Annotated in this window: 14 protein-coding genes and 1 pseudogene; 4 read left to right on the top strand and 11 right to left on the bottom strand. The window is 70.3% G+C overall.

The genetic code is table 11. From position 1 onward, the window contains the following. Window positions 1–6: 6 nt before the first annotated feature. The 3 genes from CCK91_RS00140 to CCK91_RS00130 all read right to left on the bottom strand — a co-directional run bounded on the left by CCK91_RS00140 (window position 7) and on the right by CCK91_RS00130 (window position 2,892). Entirely contained in the window at window positions 7–906 is a 900-nt protein-coding gene (locus CCK91_RS00140) for a helix-turn-helix domain-containing protein (protein WP_086472338.1), read from the bottom strand. Between the two features lie 95 nt (window positions 907–1,001). After that, on the bottom strand, window positions 1,002–2,219 hold the full coding sequence (locus CCK91_RS00135) for a cupin domain-containing protein (protein WP_086472337.1): 1,218 nt from the start codon (window positions 2,217–2,219) through the stop codon (window positions 1,002–1,004). A gap of 127 nt (window positions 2,220–2,346) precedes the next feature. Next, on the bottom strand, window positions 2,347–2,892 hold the full coding sequence (locus CCK91_RS00130) for an MmyB family transcriptional regulator (RefSeq protein ID WP_086472336.1): 546 nt from the start codon (window positions 2,890–2,892) through the stop codon (window positions 2,347–2,349). Between the two features lie 184 nt (window positions 2,893–3,076). Between CCK91_RS00130 and CCK91_RS00125 the strand changes: the two are divergent. Continuing rightward, window positions 3,077–3,898: pseudogene (locus CCK91_RS00125) on the top strand (helix-turn-helix transcriptional regulator); the annotation flags it as partial. A gap of 38 nt (window positions 3,899–3,936) precedes the next feature. Here the strand turns inward: CCK91_RS00125 and CCK91_RS19835 are convergent. The 6 genes from CCK91_RS19835 to CCK91_RS00100 form a co-directional block, all read right to left on the bottom strand. Next, window positions 3,937–4,506, bottom strand: a complete 570-nt coding sequence (locus tag CCK91_RS19835; RefSeq protein WP_369821861.1) for an MmyB family transcriptional regulator — start codon at window positions 4,504–4,506, stop codon at window positions 3,937–3,939. A gap of 96 nt (window positions 4,507–4,602) precedes the next feature. Further along, window positions 4,603–5,463 carry a helix-turn-helix transcriptional regulator gene (locus CCK91_RS00120; protein WP_086472334.1) on the bottom strand — a complete coding sequence of 287 codons (861 nt, stop codon included), beginning with the start codon at window positions 5,461–5,463 and terminating at the stop codon, window positions 4,603–4,605. A 7-nt stretch (window positions 5,464–5,470) separates the two neighbouring features. Then, window positions 5,471–7,102: a hypothetical protein gene (locus CCK91_RS00115; RefSeq protein WP_086472333.1), complete on the bottom strand. Its 1,632-nt coding sequence runs from the start codon at window positions 7,100–7,102 to the stop codon at window positions 5,471–5,473. Window positions 7,103–7,226: 124 nt separating this feature from the next. Then, window positions 7,227–7,961, bottom strand: coding sequence for a FadR/GntR family transcriptional regulator (locus CCK91_RS00110; protein WP_086472332.1), 735 nt, complete (start codon window positions 7,959–7,961; stop codon window positions 7,227–7,229). A gap of 41 nt (window positions 7,962–8,002) precedes the next feature. Next, window positions 8,003–9,469, bottom strand: a complete 1,467-nt coding sequence (locus CCK91_RS00105; protein ID WP_086472331.1) for an APC family permease — start codon at window positions 9,467–9,469, stop codon at window positions 8,003–8,005. A 61-nt stretch (window positions 9,470–9,530) separates the two neighbouring features. Further along, the gene (locus tag CCK91_RS00100; RefSeq protein WP_207568152.1) at window positions 9,531–10,310 is read right to left on the bottom strand and encodes a carbon-nitrogen hydrolase family protein; all 780 of its coding nucleotides are present in this window, start codon (window positions 10,308–10,310) and stop codon (window positions 9,531–9,533) included. Between the two features lie 124 nt (window positions 10,311–10,434). Here CCK91_RS00100 and CCK91_RS00095 point away from each other — a divergent pair, with 124 nt between their 5' ends. From CCK91_RS00095 to CCK91_RS00085, 3 genes are all read left to right on the top strand, one after another. Further along, a complete protein-coding gene (locus CCK91_RS00095; protein ID WP_086472330.1) occupies window positions 10,435–11,490 on the top strand; it encodes an NAD(P)H-dependent flavin oxidoreductase in 1,056 nt (351 codons plus the stop codon). Between the two features lie 70 nt (window positions 11,491–11,560). Further along, on the top strand, window positions 11,561–12,220 hold the full coding sequence (locus tag CCK91_RS00090) for a hypothetical protein (RefSeq protein ID WP_192003894.1): 660 nt from the start codon (window positions 11,561–11,563) through the stop codon (window positions 12,218–12,220). Further along, window positions 12,217–12,483 carry a hypothetical protein gene (locus CCK91_RS00085; protein WP_056010480.1) on the top strand — a complete coding sequence of 89 codons (267 nt, stop codon included), beginning with the start codon at window positions 12,217–12,219 and terminating at the stop codon, window positions 12,481–12,483. The genes CCK91_RS00090 and CCK91_RS00085 overlap by 4 nt, the downstream gene beginning before the upstream one ends. 133 nt (window positions 12,484–12,616) lie before the next feature. Here CCK91_RS00085 and purB read toward each other — a convergent pair whose 3' ends face one another. Together purB and CCK91_RS00075 are read right to left on the bottom strand one after the other, a co-directional pair. Beyond that, window positions 12,617–13,999, bottom strand: coding sequence for an adenylosuccinate lyase (gene purB / locus CCK91_RS00080; protein ID WP_064296029.1), 1,383 nt, complete (start codon window positions 13,997–13,999; stop codon window positions 12,617–12,619). After that, window positions 13,996–14,523 carry a low molecular weight protein-tyrosine-phosphatase gene (locus CCK91_RS00075; protein WP_079704175.1) on the bottom strand — a complete coding sequence of 176 codons (528 nt, stop codon included), beginning with the start codon at window positions 14,521–14,523 and terminating at the stop codon, window positions 13,996–13,998. The genes purB and CCK91_RS00075 overlap by 4 nt, the downstream gene beginning before the upstream one ends. Window positions 14,524–14,603: the final 80 nt, after the last annotated feature.

The raw sequence follows: 14,603 nt of genomic DNA, 5'->3' as shown, positions 1-14,603 counted from the left end.
CCCCTCCTACTCGGTGCCCGCGGACTGCGGGTGCAGCTGCCGCACCGGGGCGACGGCACGGGTCTCCGGAACGCGTCGGCGTCGGCTGGACGCGGACGACCGCTCCGACGCGGTGGGGACGTCGTTCCAGAGGCGGAGCAGCTTCAGCGACAGGTGCAGCGTGCTCCGCTTCAAGCCGTCGGCCAGCGCGTCGCGCACGACCTCCGGCATGGTGTCGAGCCGGTAATAGAGGGTCGTGCGGTGGATGTGGAGCCGCTCACACGCGACGACGACGTTGCATCCGGCGTCGAGGTAGGTCTCCACCGTCTCCCGACGCACGGGATCCGCGTGCCAGAGCTCGTCGGCCGCCGGCGACGCCGAGGTCACGAGCTGCGGCCCGCCACCGATCGCGTGCAGGAGTCGCCACCCGCCGAGATCCTCCGCGCGGGTCGACCCGAGCGCGTCCCCGACCTGACCGACGATCTCGGCAGCGGTGCGGGCTTCGTCGACGACGCCGAGCAGGTCGTCCTCGTCCGCGTGCAGCACGGCCGAACCGATCGCGGAGATGCGGACACCGGCCGGCGCGACGGAACGGACCCATTCGTCGACGGGCGAGGCGGAGCGTCGTTCGGAGGTCACGAGGACGAAGCCGCCGACGTGATCGAGGACGAGCGTGTGGTCGCGCCCGTCGTGACGGAGGGCCCGCGCATACTCGTCCCGCTCCATCGTGCTCGTGGTCCCGAGCAGCACCGAACGCACGACCACCTCACCGTAGGAGTCGAGCCAGCGCCTCGAGCGCGCGGTCCTGAGCGCGTGGCGCCGCCGATCGCGGTGGTCGCTGAGCATGTCGATGAGGACGAACGCCCGGTCGTCCGAGATGGACCAGGAGCCCTCGGCCGGTTCGATCGTGCTGCGTTCGCTGTTCATCGGTGCCTCCGCGCGGTTGAACGAGTGGTGTCCCGCTCAAGCTAGGACGGATGGCCCTGGGCGAGCGTGGCCCGCCGAGAGCCACCCTGCCCGGATCACGGACGCAGCGGGGTGATCCCCTGCGCTTCCCGGGGGAAGGTCGCCAGGGTCGCCTCGTCGATGTTCAGGTGTGCGGCGACGAGCGACGGCGGCACGTGCGCCAGCCAGTTCGCGAGGGAGACCTCCTGGTAGCGGTCCGTGCGGAACACCTCGAGGAACTGGAGCACGTCGTCGCCGGTGTTCTCCACGTAGTGTCCGAGGTTCTTCTTCACGACGCCGATGTCGCCGGGGCGGAAGTCGGTCGTGTTCGCGTGGGGTCCGGTGTTGAACACGGTCATCCTGGCGGATCCGCGGAGGTAGTACTGCCACTCGTCGGCGTTGGGATGCCAGTGCAGCTCGCGCATCGACCCGGGTTCCACCGTCACGAGCGCTGCGGCGACCGACTGCGACAGTGGGAAGTTGGTGCTGTCTGCGATCTGGATGCTTCCACCACTGTTCCGGTGGAGTGGCTTGGACCGCGACAGTCGGAAGATGATCGGTTCCGACGCTCCCCACTCGACACCGGCGTCCTCCTGGTCCTTGGCGAGTGGGCCGGGCTCGTCGCCGGGGAAGATCCAGAGGTTGTGGAGCGGAATGTCCGCGAAGGTCTCCTGGGCCACCCCGAAGTTCTTCGCCAGCACGTCCGGCGGCGTGTGGGCGAACCAGTCCGTGAGCAGCAGGGTGTTGGACTCCGACTGGTCGCCGTCGTCGAACGCGAGCACGAACTCGGCGCCGTCGGGACCCAGCCCCTGCAGGGAGTGCGGCGTTCCGGCGGGGAAGAACCACAGATCGCCTTCCTCCACGTCCTCGACGCTGGGCATCCCGGATCGGCTGAGGGTGGTGACCCGGCACCTGCCACGGGTCATGACGGCCCACTCGGCCGTCTGGTGCCAGTGGAGCTCGCGGATGCCGCCTGACTCGAGGTACATGTTCACACCGGCGATCTCGTCGGAGATCGCGAAGTCCTGCTTCGTCACCTCGCGCGCCCACCCGCCGTCCTGCACACGGCGGGGCGAGATGTTGAAGGACGACCAGAAGAACGCCTGCGTACTGATGTCGGTTCCCGGAGCGTCGATCTGGTTCGGGAACTGGCTGGCGATCGCCGGGTTCTGCGGGCCGGTCATCTGCGTGCTCTGCGGGTGGCGGAGCGTGTTCACCTCGCCCTCCGGCGGGAGGTCCGGGTTGCCCAGACTCGGGGTCTCGTGGTGCAGGACGGTGTCGTCCGTCGAATCCATGGTGTTCCTCCTCGCTGCGCCGCGCTGCGGCCTGGATCGCCTCCAGCCCAGCAGGGACGGTGTGACAACCCTTCCGACGGATGACGAGATCGTGCCCGTCGGCGGTCGGATCGTGGCGGCCCGCCCGTCAGGTTCGATCGGGGGACTGCCCGGCGAGGACCGTGAGCAGCTGTGCCGAAGCCTCGTCGCACGCTCGCCAGATCACGAGACTCAAGCCGAAGTGCTCGGGGACCTCCAGCTGGAGGTAGCGCAGCTCGAGACGCCCGAGATCCGGGCGGTCGAAGGTGAACGTCTCGGCCGCATCGGGTCGGAGGCCTGGTCCCAGCTCGGTCCAGGCCTCGGCGAAGCGGCTGTTCCCGGAGCAGAGCTCGTCCACGAGGCCCTCGAAGACTTCGTCCCACTCGTGGGTGCCGAGCGACCTCCGGAGCTCGCCCACCACATGCTCGGTGACGAGGCCGGGATCGGGACTCGCCTGGAGGATCTCCGGGCGGAGGAAGGTCGAGCGCAGCAGGTTGGCTCCTGGCCGGAAGGCCTGCGACAGCGCCTGAGCGAGGCGGTTGGCGTGCAGCACTGTGAAGTGGCGGTCGTGGACGAACGCGGGGACGGTCGACCAGGAGTCGACGAGATCGACCAGGTCCTGAGGGAGCCGATCGGCGGGTCCGCGCTCAACCATGCGACCACGATAGTGAGGACGCGCGGCGACCGGGTGGGACGCGCAGGGTCAGGCTCAGCGAACGACCGATCGTCGGTCGACATGTCCAGAAACGACCCATGATCGGCCGCGGAAGGATGCATGCGGCCGAGCGTGCTGGGGGAGGATTGGCGTCGATCCCACTCGCTCTCCGGAGGACGCGGCGATGTCACCAACTCGGCTGTCGAATGCTCTCGGCGAGTTCCTCCGCGCGCGCCGGGAGTTCGTGCGGCCAGAGCAGGTCGGCATCGGCGCCGATACGTCCCGACGGGTGCCGGGCCTGCGCCGCGAGGAGGTCGCGCACCTTGCGAGCATCAGCCCCGAGTACTACCTGCGGATCGAGCAGGGGCGGGTGCGGCGGCCGTCGGAGCAGGTCCTCCTCGGGCTCGCCCGTGCCCTGCTGCTGGACGACAGTGGACGCCGATACCTGCTCCGGTTGGCGAGCCCGAGGCCGTTCATGCGCGCGGTTGACGACCGATCGACGCAACTCGACGACCGGGTCGCCCGGCTCCTCGCACACTGGTCCGGTACGCCCGCGTACGTGAGCGACGACAACCAGTACGTCGTCGCCGCGAACGCGCTCGCGCGGGCGTGGGTGCCACCGGGCATGCTCGATCCCGGGGTCAACCTGCTCGTCTCGGCCTTCGAGCAGTACGCCGACTTCCGAGGCACCACATCGCCCGACGCACCGGAGTACGACCGCATGCACCGGGAGTGGGAGGGGACACTCCGCGACCTCACCGCCCCGCTCCGCTACTACGGCCGACCGGACGATCCGCGCCTCCAGGAGATCGTCGGGATGCTCTCGGCACGGCACCCGGTGTTCCGGACGATCTGGGCGGAACATGTCGTCAAACCGCAGATGTCCCGGCGGACACGCACGTTCATCGAGCCCCTCGGCTGGGTCGACTTCCGGGCGCAGACCTTCGAGGTCCCGCACACGGACCAGTTCCTCACCGTGTTCTTCGACGAGCCGGGCTCAGCTGCGGCGGCGGCGATCGCCTACCTCGCAGCCCGGGACGCGCTTCAACGGGAGGGCACCGGATCGCTCGACGCGGAGGGCTCGTCCGGCGAGACCGCCTCGGACAGCCGCTTCAGCCGCGCCCGGGACGATGCTCCCGACGGGACGAAGACCAACAGCAGATCGCCCTCGGGCCCGGGCGCGTTCAAGACGTTGTAGACCATCCGGACCTCCCCGGCCGGCGTGGGGAAGACGATGGGACCCGACGTCCCGGAGTGCCCGTCGCCCGAGGCCCAGGTCTGGGCGAAGTCGCGCGACTTCGCGGAGAGTTCGCCGATGATCCGAGCCGCCGGACGATCCGTATCGTGCTCCTCGACCGACCGCTTGAGGAGCTCCGCGGTGGTCTCGGACATCCGGGTCCACAGCGGATCGCCGACGACCCGGTCGGGGGAGAGGAACGCGAAGCGCGCCAGGTTGACGCCGGTGTGGAACGCCGGCGTCAAGCGTGCCGCCGCCGGATTCGCCTCGAGGACGTCCAGCGTGCGGTCGCAGAGGACCACGGGCACCTCTCGCCACGAGTCGATGAAGTCCCTGATCCGGTCCCGGCGCTCACGCACGCCCTCGTTCGCGATCATGGGTCCACGGTAGGCGTTGCGACCGCCGTCGGCTAGCCCTCTGGTGCCAGCTGCCCACCCCTGTCAACGTGCGCCGGCCATCGCTCCGGATGGCGGTCAGCCGGCTCGGGCGGCGAGGTAGGCGAGCACCGCGGCCCCCGGGGAGCCGCGCTCTGCGAAGACGGTCGTCAACTGATGGCCGGGCCAGTCGGGGACGAGGAGGTGCTGATACTGCAGCTCGACGGTCCCGAAGTCGTCGATCGAGGCCCGAAGTGGACCGCCGGCGAGGGGACGGGCGTCATGGCGAGCCCACAGGCGGGCGAACAGCGGACTGCGGGCGGTGAGCTCCTCGACGATCGTCTGCAACCGAGGGCTGCTCGGATCGCTGCTGTAGCGGAGTGCTGCGACCACGGCCGGGGCGCTCACCTCCCACTCCGGGGCGATGGACTGCACCCGATCGTCGAAGTACCCGAGTACATCGTTCTGCCCGACGTCGAGGAGGCCGCCGCCGATGCGTCGCGCGAGCGCGTTCGACGCGACGATGTCCCGGTTGCCGTCGGTGATGTACGCCCCGGTGTCCGACCAGTGGTCGAGGAGTGTCGTGTCCGGGACGGATCGTCCGGCCGGTGCGGGCGTGCCGGCGTCCAACGGTCGGCGCTCGGCCGGGAAGAGGTCGACGTCGTAGGCGAGTCGGAAGAGGTAGTCCACGGCGTGCTCGTCGAGTCGAAGGGCCCGACCGATGCCCGCCAGCACCTCCTCGGACGGTCGCTGGTCCCGCCCCTGCTCGAGGCGGAGGTAGTAGTCGGCGCTGACGTCCGCGAGCGCTGCCACCTCGGTGCGTCGGAGTCCGGCGACCCGCCGACCGTCCTCCGGGACGAACCCCACGTCCTCCGGTCGGACGAGTCCTCGACGAGCCCTGAGGTAGTCGCCGAGCGCGGCCGCCCGCGTGATCCCGGTCTCCGATCCTCCCTGCGTCATGGCCCGGTCAGAGTCCGCGGGACACCGCGGCAGCCGCTGCGAGCCAGGCCCGCTGCGTGCTCGACCGCAGGGCGTCGTGACGGATGACGCCGTTCTTCAACGCGGGATCGAAGGGGACGACGACCACGTCGCGCACGTAGGGTCGGAAGTCCTCGGCGTACGCGTTGGCGATCGACGTGTCCTTGGCCTCGGCCTCGGAGACGATGACGATGGCGTTGCGCGCGAGTTCAGCACCGCGCTCGCTCACGCGGCTGACGGCGGTGAGGGTGAGTCGCGCGCCCTCCTTCTTGTCCTCGACGGTCGTGGTCGGGATGACGAGCTGGTCGGTCAGCTCCACCATGCGGCGCCAGTTGGGGGCACCGGCCGAGTTGCCCGAGTCCATGACGATCAGGCGGTAGTACTTCGCGAGGACGCGATGGACGAGGTCGACCTCGTCGGCGGTCACCACGTGCTCGCCGTCGGCCGCGGATCGCAGCACCTCGTACTTGTCGCCCGGCTGGTGGTGGACGAACCGCGACAGGTCGGCTCGCTCGGCGCCGGGGGAGAGGAGGTCGCTCGCCGCGGCGAGGAGGTCGAGGACGGTCGAATCGTGTCCGCCCTGCTCGGTCCGCCAGCCGAGCGTGCCCATGGTCTCGTTGTTGTCCCAGGCTGCGACGCCGCCACCGCCGTACCGGGCGAAGACGGACGACAGGTTGACGACGGTCGGCGTCTTGTTGGCGCCGCCCTTCTGGTTCGCGACGGAGATGGTGCGACGCCTCGGGAAGTGGCGTGACACGGCGTGGACGTCGTCACGCTCGGCGCGCTCGCTCGCGGACGGCGGCACCGAGAAGCCGAGCTTGTTGAGCAGACCGGCGAGCCCGTGCTGCGCCGGGCCGATCGTGGGCGGCGCGAGGAACGAGGGTGCATCGCGCAGGTCTCGTCGAGCCGGGGCGGTCGGCTGGCCCGGAGCCAGCTGCTGTGGGACCGGGGGCTGCTGCTGCGCGGGTGCGGCCGGCGGTGCCTGCACCGCCTGCTGGGCCGGGACCGCGCGCTGCGCAGGTACCGGAGCCTGCTGCGCGTTCGGCTGGTTCGAGACCGGCTGGAACGGCGGCGTGCCGAACGCGGGCTGCTGCACCGTCGGGCGCTGCGGCGGGACGGGCTGCGGCGTCGTGGTCGCCTGCGGGTTTGCGGAGACCGGCGGCGTGGGCTGTGCCGGGACCGGCGTGGGCTGCGACGGCTGGACGGGCGCGGCACGGGGCGGTGTCGGCGGCTGAGCCGGGGCCGGGCGCGCGGGTGCCGGCTGCGAGGGTGTGGGCGGCGGCGCCTGGATGAGCGGCACCCGTTGCGCGGCGGCGGGCGGTGGCGTGGTCCGTTGCGCGGTGCGCGCTGGCGCTGCGGACTGCGGTTCCTCCTGCAGTTCGCCGTTGACACCGATGAGGAGCACGGTGACGCTCGTGGGGTCGGTCACCGTCACGCGGATCGGTCGACCGGACTTCCTGGCCTCCGCCTGCATCAGTTCGACGAGCTGGCGGCGGGCCGTTCCCTCGTCGGTGGCGGTCAGGTACTGCTCGGCGGTGCCGACGCGGAACACGCCGGAATTGTCCGCCAGCAGTGATGCCGTCATCGGCGGGAAGTCCTGTATCGAGGCCTTGTCGATCATGCTCTCACTCCTTCGCGGCGGGGGTGAACCCGTCCCCACTATGCCTTAGTACGGCGCATGTCGGATTTCCGTCCCCAGCCGTGACGCCTCGCCGAGCGTGCTCGTTCGGTCGTCTCCAGGCGCTTCAAAGAGTGGATTGCGCGCCGTCGGTGGGGCCCGCGAGGCCGACGTACATCGAGCGGTGGAGCTCCGCGACGTGGTCGAAGGCGAGGCGACTCGCTGCTGCCGCATCGCCGATGCGGAGGGCGTCGACGAGCTGGGCGTGCTCCTCGTTCGACGCGCGTAGGTACTCGATCCGGTAGGGGATGAAGTAGGAGTACAGCTCGCGGGACACCCGGTCGTGGAGGTCGGCCGCGCCCGGCGCGCCTGCCGACACCGCCAGCTCGGCGTGGAACGCAGCGTCGGCCTCGCGGAACCGGCTCCAGTCCGGCTCGGTCCGCATGGTCGCCACGAGGTCGTCGAGTCGACGCAGGGACGGCGCCTCCGGTGCAGCGGCAGCCCGCGCCGCCAGCCCGGCTTCGAGCGTCGCGCGCTGGTCGATGAGCGCGTGCACGTGGACGGCGTCCTCGCGGTAGGCGGCGATCTCGGGCACGGTGCCCACCGCGGGCGCGTCCGCGATGAACGTGCCGCCCGTGTTGCCCTGCCGGCGGACGACGACGCCCTCGTCGCTCAACGCCCGATACGCGCGCCGCACCGACATCTCACTGACCCCGAACGCTCGAGCCGCTTCCTCGGGTGCCGGGAGCCGTTGGCCGGGCACCAGCATCCCGAGCTCCAGCGCCAGCGAGATGCGTGCGCGGACGGTGTCGACGGCGGTCGTGCGGCGGATCGCTCCGAGCGAGGGCGAACCCAGATCCATGGCACCCTCGTCTCGTCGCCGATCGACTCCGCGACCCTGGTTCAGCCGGCCGTCGGTTGGTCGGCGGTCGCCTCGCTCACCGCGCCGTCCGGCTCAGCGTCCAGGGGGAATCGCTTCCCCAACACGATACCGATGAGCATGGCGACCACGGGGATGAGGGCGAGCACGACACTCACGGTGACGCTTCCGCCGGTGACGAGTGTGAAGTTCGACAGCACGAGCCACAGTGCGAATGCGAGTCCGACCACCGCGAGGATCGGGAACACCCGCGCACCCCAGGTGCGGCCGGGGACCAGCTCGGGCCGGCGCGCGAAGAACACGAGGACGGCGATCGAGGTCGTCAGCATCAGGAGCACCATCCCGACGGTCGCCACCCCGGCCATGGATCCGAAGACCCCGACGAGCGGGTCGAGGCCGGCGAGGGCGAGCCCGGCGAGGACGATGGCCGCCGTCACCGTCTGCACGATCGAGGAGGTCGACGGCGAGTGGTGTGCGGGGTGACGCTGGCCGAGGCGCGCGGGCAGCACCGACTTCTGCGCCAGCGTGAACTGGTAGCGCGCGATGACGTTGTGGAAGGACAGCACGCACGCGAACAGGCTCGTGATGAGCAGCACCTGGACGACATCGCGCATGATCGGGCCGAGGTAGGTCGTCGTCGTGTCGAGCAGGAGGTTGCCCTCGCCGGCGAGCGTCTGTTGGGCGACAGCGACGGCGTTCCCTGCGCCGACGCCCGTCACGAGCGCCCAGCAGGAGATGGCGTAGAACACGCCGATGATGACGACGGCCAGGTACGTGGCTCGCGGGATGGTGCGTTCCGGGTTGCGCGCCTCGTCCCGGAAGACCGCGGTCGCCTCGAACCCGATGAAGCCGGTGAGGGCGAAGAGCACGGCGACGCCGATCCCACCGGTGAAGATGTTGGCGGGGTCGAAGGTCTCGACCGCGATGCCGTCCGCACCGCCCGTCGCGAAGATGACGACGTCGAGCACGACGACCACGAGGATCTCGAGCGTCAGGGCGATGCCCAGTACTTTCGCGCTCAGGTCGATGTGCCGGTAGCCGAGCACCGCGACGATCGCCATCGTCGCGAAGGAGTACAGCCACCAGGGCAGGCTCGGGCCGCCGAAGTACGTGACGAGGTCGTCGAGCGCCCACCCCATGTAGCCGTACACGCCCACCTGGATCGCGGTGTAGGCCACGAGCGCGGTGAAGGCGGAACCCAGACCGAGGCGCGAGCCGAGTCCGGCCGTCACATAGGAGAAGAACGCGCCGGCTTCGCGGACGAACGGCGTCATGGTGACGAAGCCGACGGAGAAGACGAGGAGGATCACGGCGGCGAGGGCGAAGCCGATCGGGGCTCCGGCGCCGTTCCCGGTGCCGATCGCGATGGGGACGTTGCCGCCGATCACGGTGAGTGGTGCGGCGGCGGCGATCACCATGAAGACGATGGAGCCGGTACCGAGCTGGCCGTCGAGGCGCTGACGCGGCTCGGCGATGGGGTTCACGGTCATGAGGTCACTTTCCAGGGGAGTCGGGGGACTCGGAGGGGGAGGGGAGGAGGGACGGAGCCCCTCAATACAGCTCGGCGCGGCGGTCGGCGAGGTAGGGGTTCTCCTGCCTGGCGCGCCTGGTGGCCTCCGGATCGATCGTGGCGATCATGAGACCGACGGCGTCCGCGTCGAGCGCGTCGAGGACCACACCGTCCGGGCCGACGATGCTGCTGCGGCCGACGTAGGTGAGGTCCCCTTCGGAGCCGACGCGGTTGACGTAGACGAGGTGGACCTGGTTCTCCCAGGCGCGCACCGGGATGAGCCGCTCGGCGATGTGCGCGTAGGGCTCCATCTGCGCGGTGGGGACGATCACGACGTCGGCGCCGTCGAGGGCCGCGGCGCGGACGGTCTCGGGGAACTCGACGTCGTAACAGATGAGGACGGCGACGCGGACGCCGCCCAGGTCGACGGTCGGCGCGAGGGTGTCGCCGGCCACGAAGAGCTGTCGGTCGAGCTCACCGAACAGGTGCGTCTTGCGGTACCGGAGCAGCTCCGTCCCGTCAGGACCGACGAGGACGAGGGCGTTCGCGACGGCTCCGCCGGGGAGCGGTTCGGGGAGTCCGGCGAGGATCGCGATCCCGGTCTCGCCGGCGATGGCGGCGACCTGGTCGACCAGCTCCGGGGTGGCGAGCGGGGCGAGGCGGTCTCCGAGGTTGTAGCCGGTGATGAACATCTCGGGGGTGACGAGCAGATCCGCGCCGCGATCCGACGCCTGTCTGGCGGCGTCGGCGACGAGCGCGAGGTTCGCCTCGACGTCTCCAGGGACGCCGTGGTGCTGCAGTCCGGCGATGGTCAGGGTCATGGCGGTGGAGCTCCTCGGTGGGCGTGCGTCGATGCACTCAGTAAACAGCTCAAACTGAGCTGTTTGATGTCCATCATGTTTCGATCCGGTTTCGCCCGCAAGAGGGGCGGGACATACTGGTGGCGTGCGTGCCCTTCCTGTCGACGTCCCGATCGTGCTCGGCCCCTTCGGAGGCCTGTCCTCCGTCGAACTCACCGCGACGGTGAGCGAGCTGGGCGGCCTCGGCTCCTTCGGTCTGTACGGCTACGACGCCGAGCGCATCGAGCGGACGGTCACGGCCCTCCGCGAGCGGACCGCGGCGCCCTTCGCCCTGAACCTGTGGCTGCCGCGTGGCGACGAGTCGTCGCCCGACGACTCCGAGGCGTCCTTCGCAGGAGCGGTCGAGGCGCTCCGACCCGTGTTCGACGAGTTGTCGCTCGAGCTGCCCGATCGTCCGGCCCGGTACGTGCCGCCGTTCGACGAGCAGATCGAGGCGGTCCTGGAGGCGCGGCCCGCCGTGGTCAGCTTCGTCTTCGGGGTTCCGCCGCGGCCGGTGGTCGACGCGGCGCACGACCGGGGCATCGTCGTGGTCGGGGCGGCGACCACGGTGGCCGAGGGACTCGCCCTGCAGGAGGGCGGGGTCGACGTGGTCGTCGGCACGGGCATGGAGGCCGGCGGCCACCGCGTCTCGTTCCTGCGCGCAGCCGAGGACTCCCTCGTCGGCCTGGTCGCCCTGATCCCGCAGCTCGTCGATGCCTTGGACGTCCCGGTGATCGCCGCCGGCGGCATCGCCGACCGACGTGGTGTCGCCGCCGCACGGGCACTCGGTGCCGCCGGAGTGCAGGTCGGGACCGCCTTCCTCCGCACGAGCGTCTCCGCGGCGACGGCCGAGCATCGCGCGGCCATCGTCTCGACGCCCGCCGACGGCACCGTCCTCACGCGCGCGATGAGTGGCAGGCTCGGCCGGGGTGTCCCGAACCGGGTCTTGCGCGAGATCGAGGCATCGGGGGTCGTCGCCCCGTTCCCGGTCCAGAACTGGCTGACCGGGCGGTTCCGCACCGTCGCCTCCGAGCGGGGCGTCGCAGACCTCCAGGGCTTCTGGGCAGGGCAGGCGTCACTGCTGACCCGCGATCGGGCCGATGCCGAGGCCGTCTTCACGGAACTCGCCGCAGGCCTGTCGGTCCCACCCAGGGCACCCTGACCCCGGTCCGCGTCGCCCGCAGGACCGCGTAAGCTGGAGGGGACTTCCTGCAAGAGATGAGACGTTCACCGTGCCCAGCATTCCGTTCGACGGCGCCAAGCACGATCGGTACTGGATGGTCCCGATCCTGCGTGCGGTGATCGCGCTCGCCACGGCGGGGGTCGTCACCTTCACGCAGGGCCACTCCTCGCAGTTCGGCCTCGTGGTCTTCGGGGTCTTCACGCTGCTGTCCGGCGCGATCGTCGGTGCCTTCGCGTTCCCGAACTTCTCCGACACCGTGACCCGCGCCTTCTTCCTCGGCCAGGGCGTCATCGGCGTCGTGACCGGCGTCTTCTCGCTGCTCGTGAGTGGCGGCGGGCTGAGCATCTTCCTCTACGTCGTCACCCTGTGGGCGGCCCTCACCGGATTCCTCGAGCTGTACAGCGGGATCCGCTGGCGCGGTCGCCTCGCCGCGGCGAAGGACTGGACCGCGGTCGGTGCCTTCACGGTGCTGCTCGCCATCGCGACGCTCCTCGTCCCGCCCGGACTCGAGCAGCGATTCGCCGCCCCGGGAGGTGTCGAGGGTGTCCTCCGTGCGGACATCGTCGTCGTCGGCCTCGTCGGGGCATACGCCGCGATCATCGGCGTCTACCTCGTCATCGGCGGACTGTCGCTGCGGTGGGCGGGCAAGCGCCCGGTCACTGGCGCAGCCACCGACGACACCACCGGCACGGCTGGAGCCGCATCATGAGCAAGCCCAACCGCGACGACGTCCTGCGGCCGATCGAGCTCCTCGTGCTCTCGGGCGTCATGGGGGTCTTCACCGGCGTCGTCGTCCTGATGTCGACCCGCGAGATCGTCCTGTCACTCATCGGCTTGGGCATCGCATTCATCGCCTCGCTCGTCGTCCTCGCGATGCTGGCGCTCGCCGTGAAGCCCGACTTCCAGGAGAAGCTCGACCTCGACGAGCAGGACGGCGACGACAAGCGTCCGCCGCGCCCCTCCGGCCACTGACCGTCTCGTCCCTCCGGCCCTGGGCGTTCGCCCGGTCCCTGAGCGTTCCTTCCGGTCCCTGAGCCTGTCGAAGGGCGCACGCCGACAGGCTCGGTGATCGGTCTCCCGTTCCCCGAGCCTGTCGATGGGCGACCTACGGCAGGTAGTCCACCAGGTCGTCGGAGAGCCCGAGGTACGTCGCCGGCGTGAGCTCGAGCAGGCGCTGCTTCGCGGCGTCGCCGATGTCGAGCTTGGAGACGAACTCGACGAGCTCCGCCTGGCCGAGACGCTTGCCGCGCGTGAGCTCCTTGAGGAGCGCGTAGGGGTCCTCGATGCTCGAGCGACCCGCGGTCACCTCGGCGCGGATGACCGTCTGGATGGCCTCCGCGAGCACCTCCCAGTTGTGGTCGAGGTCCGCGGCGAGCACGTCCTCCGCGAGGTCGATCTGCCCGAGGCCGCCGAGGATGTTGTCGAGGGCGAGCAGCGAGTGGCCGAACCCGACACCGATGTTGCGCTGGGCGCTCGAGTCGGTGAGGTCGCGCTGGAGTCGCGAGGTGACGAGGGTGGCGGCGAGGGAGTCGAGGATCGCACTCGACAGCTCCAGGTTGGCCTCGGCGTTCTCGAAGCGGATCGGGTTGACCTTGTGCGGCATGGTCGACGAGCCGGTGGCGCCCGCGACGGGGATCTGCCGGAAGTAGCCGATGGAGATGTACGTCCACATGTCCGTGGCGAGGTTGTGCAGCACGCGGTTGGCGTGGGAGATCTTGCCGTAGAGCTCGGCCTGCCAGTCGTGCGACTCGATCTGCGTCGTCAGGGGGTTCCAGTCGAGGCCGAGCCCCTCGACGAACTCGCGCGAGATGGCGGGCCAGTCCGCGTCGGGATCGGCGACGACATGGGCGGCGAAGGTGCCGGTCGCGCCGGAGAACTTGCCGAGGTACTCGTTCGCCTCGATCTGCAGGGCGATGCGCTCGAGTCGGTAGACGGTGACGGCGAGCTCGCGGCCCATCGTGGTGGGCGTCGCCGGCTGGCCGTGCGTGCGGGCGAGCATCGGGACGGCCCGGAAGTCGACGGCCTTGGTGCGCAGGGAGTCGAGGACGAGTCGCAGCTTCGGCAGCCAGATGGCGCGGACGGCCTGCGACACCGTGAGCGCGTAGGAGAGGTTGTTGATGTCCTCGCTCGTGCAGGCGATGTGGGTGAGTTCGGCGATGCGGTCGAGCCCGAGCTCGGACAGGCGGTGGCGCACGAGGTATTCGACGGCCTTCACATCGTGACGCGTGACGGCCTCCTTCTCGGCGAGCCAGTCGATGTCGGCCTGGCCGAAGTCGAGGTAGAGCGCGCGGAGCTGTTCGATCTCCGCCGGGGTGAGCGGGGAGGAGCCGAACATCGAGTGTTCGGTGAGGTAGACGAGCCACTCGACCTCGACCTGCACGCGGGCGCGGTTCAGACCGGCCTCCGAGAGGTACTCTCCGAGCGCCGTCACGGCGGGGCGGTAGCGACCGTCGAGCGGGCTGAGCGGCTGGGCGGGGAATTCGGTCATGGGGTGGCTCCCTGGGTCAGTGCTGGTTCGAGCTGGTGGAAGAGGGATCTGCAGGCATGGTCGATCATGCCGAGGACGGTCTCGAACATCTGAGCGTCCGAGTAGTAGGGGTCGGGGACGTCGCGGGTCCCGGAGGTGCTGTCGAAGCTCAAGAGCAGGTGCACCTTGGAACGGTCCGCGTCGTTGCCCGCCCAGGCCCGCAGGATGCGTTCGTGACTGCGGTCGAGGGCGACGACGAGGTCGTAGCTGTCGAAGCGGTCGGGGTCGAACTGCTTGGCCCGGTGGGCGGTGGCGTCGTGGCCGTGCGCTCGCAGCGCGGTGACCGTGCGGTGGTCGGCGTGCTCGCCGACGTGCCAGTCGCCGGTGCCGGCGGAGGAGACCTCCACGACCCGCTCCAGCCCGGCGGCCGCGACGAGGTCGGTGAAGACGCTCTCGGCCATCGGGGATCGACAGATGTTGCCCGCGCAGACGAAGCACACGCGGAACGGGGTCGTGCCGGGGTCGGCCTCCCCGAGGGTGTTCATGCGTCTATTCTGGCCGACCGCGCCCGAGCCGTCGAACCGTTCTCAGCTGACCCCGCTCCACAGCGCTCCGCGGGTCAGCT

It is taken from the genome of Plantibacter elymi (nom. nud.), assembly GCF_900177795.1.
GTDB lineage: Bacteria > Actinomycetota > Actinomycetes > Actinomycetales > Microbacteriaceae > Plantibacter > Plantibacter elymi.
Note: the sequence above shows the minus strand (reverse complement) of the source record. Positions and strands in the feature narration are given on the sequence as shown.

What these genes read in the sequence shown, in the direction of transcription:
- CCK91_RS00075 (WP_079704175.1), bottom strand. Translation starts at nt 14,523, where the DNA reads ATGAACACCCTCGGGGAGGCCGACCCCGGCACGACCCCGTTCCGCGTG.
- CCK91_RS00110 (WP_086472332.1), bottom strand. Translation starts at nt 7,961, where the DNA reads ATGGATCTGGGTTCGCCCTCGCTCGGAGCGATCCGCCGCACGACCGCC.
- purB (WP_064296029.1), bottom strand. Translation starts at nt 13,999, where the DNA reads ATGACCGAATTCCCCGCCCAGCCGCTCAGCCCGCTCGACGGTCGCTAC.
- CCK91_RS00120 (WP_086472334.1), bottom strand. Translation starts at nt 5,463, where the DNA reads ATGACGCAGGGAGGATCGGAGACCGGGATCACGCGGGCGGCCGCGCTC.
- CCK91_RS00105 (WP_086472331.1), bottom strand. Translation starts at nt 9,469, where the DNA reads ATGACCGTGAACCCCATCGCCGAGCCGCGTCAGCGCCTCGACGGCCAG.
- CCK91_RS00085 (WP_056010480.1), top strand. Translation starts at nt 12,217, where the DNA reads ATGAGCAAGCCCAACCGCGACGACGTCCTGCGGCCGATCGAGCTCCTC.
- CCK91_RS00115 (WP_086472333.1), bottom strand. Translation starts at nt 7,102, where the DNA reads ATGATCGACAAGGCCTCGATACAGGACTTCCCGCCGATGACGGCATCA.
- CCK91_RS00135 (WP_086472337.1), bottom strand. Translation starts at nt 2,219, where the DNA reads ATGGATTCGACGGACGACACCGTCCTGCACCACGAGACCCCGAGTCTG.
- CCK91_RS00100 (WP_207568152.1), bottom strand. Translation starts at nt 10,310, where the DNA reads ATGACCCTGACCATCGCCGGACTGCAGCACCACGGCGTCCCTGGAGAC.
- CCK91_RS00130 (WP_086472336.1), bottom strand. Translation starts at nt 2,892, where the DNA reads ATGGTTGAGCGCGGACCCGCCGATCGGCTCCCTCAGGACCTGGTCGAT.
- CCK91_RS00140 (WP_086472338.1), bottom strand. Translation starts at nt 906, where the DNA reads ATGAACAGCGAACGCAGCACGATCGAACCGGCCGAGGGCTCCTGGTCC.
- CCK91_RS19835 (WP_369821861.1), bottom strand. Translation starts at nt 4,506, where the DNA reads ATGATCGCGAACGAGGGCGTGCGTGAGCGCCGGGACCGGATCAGGGAC.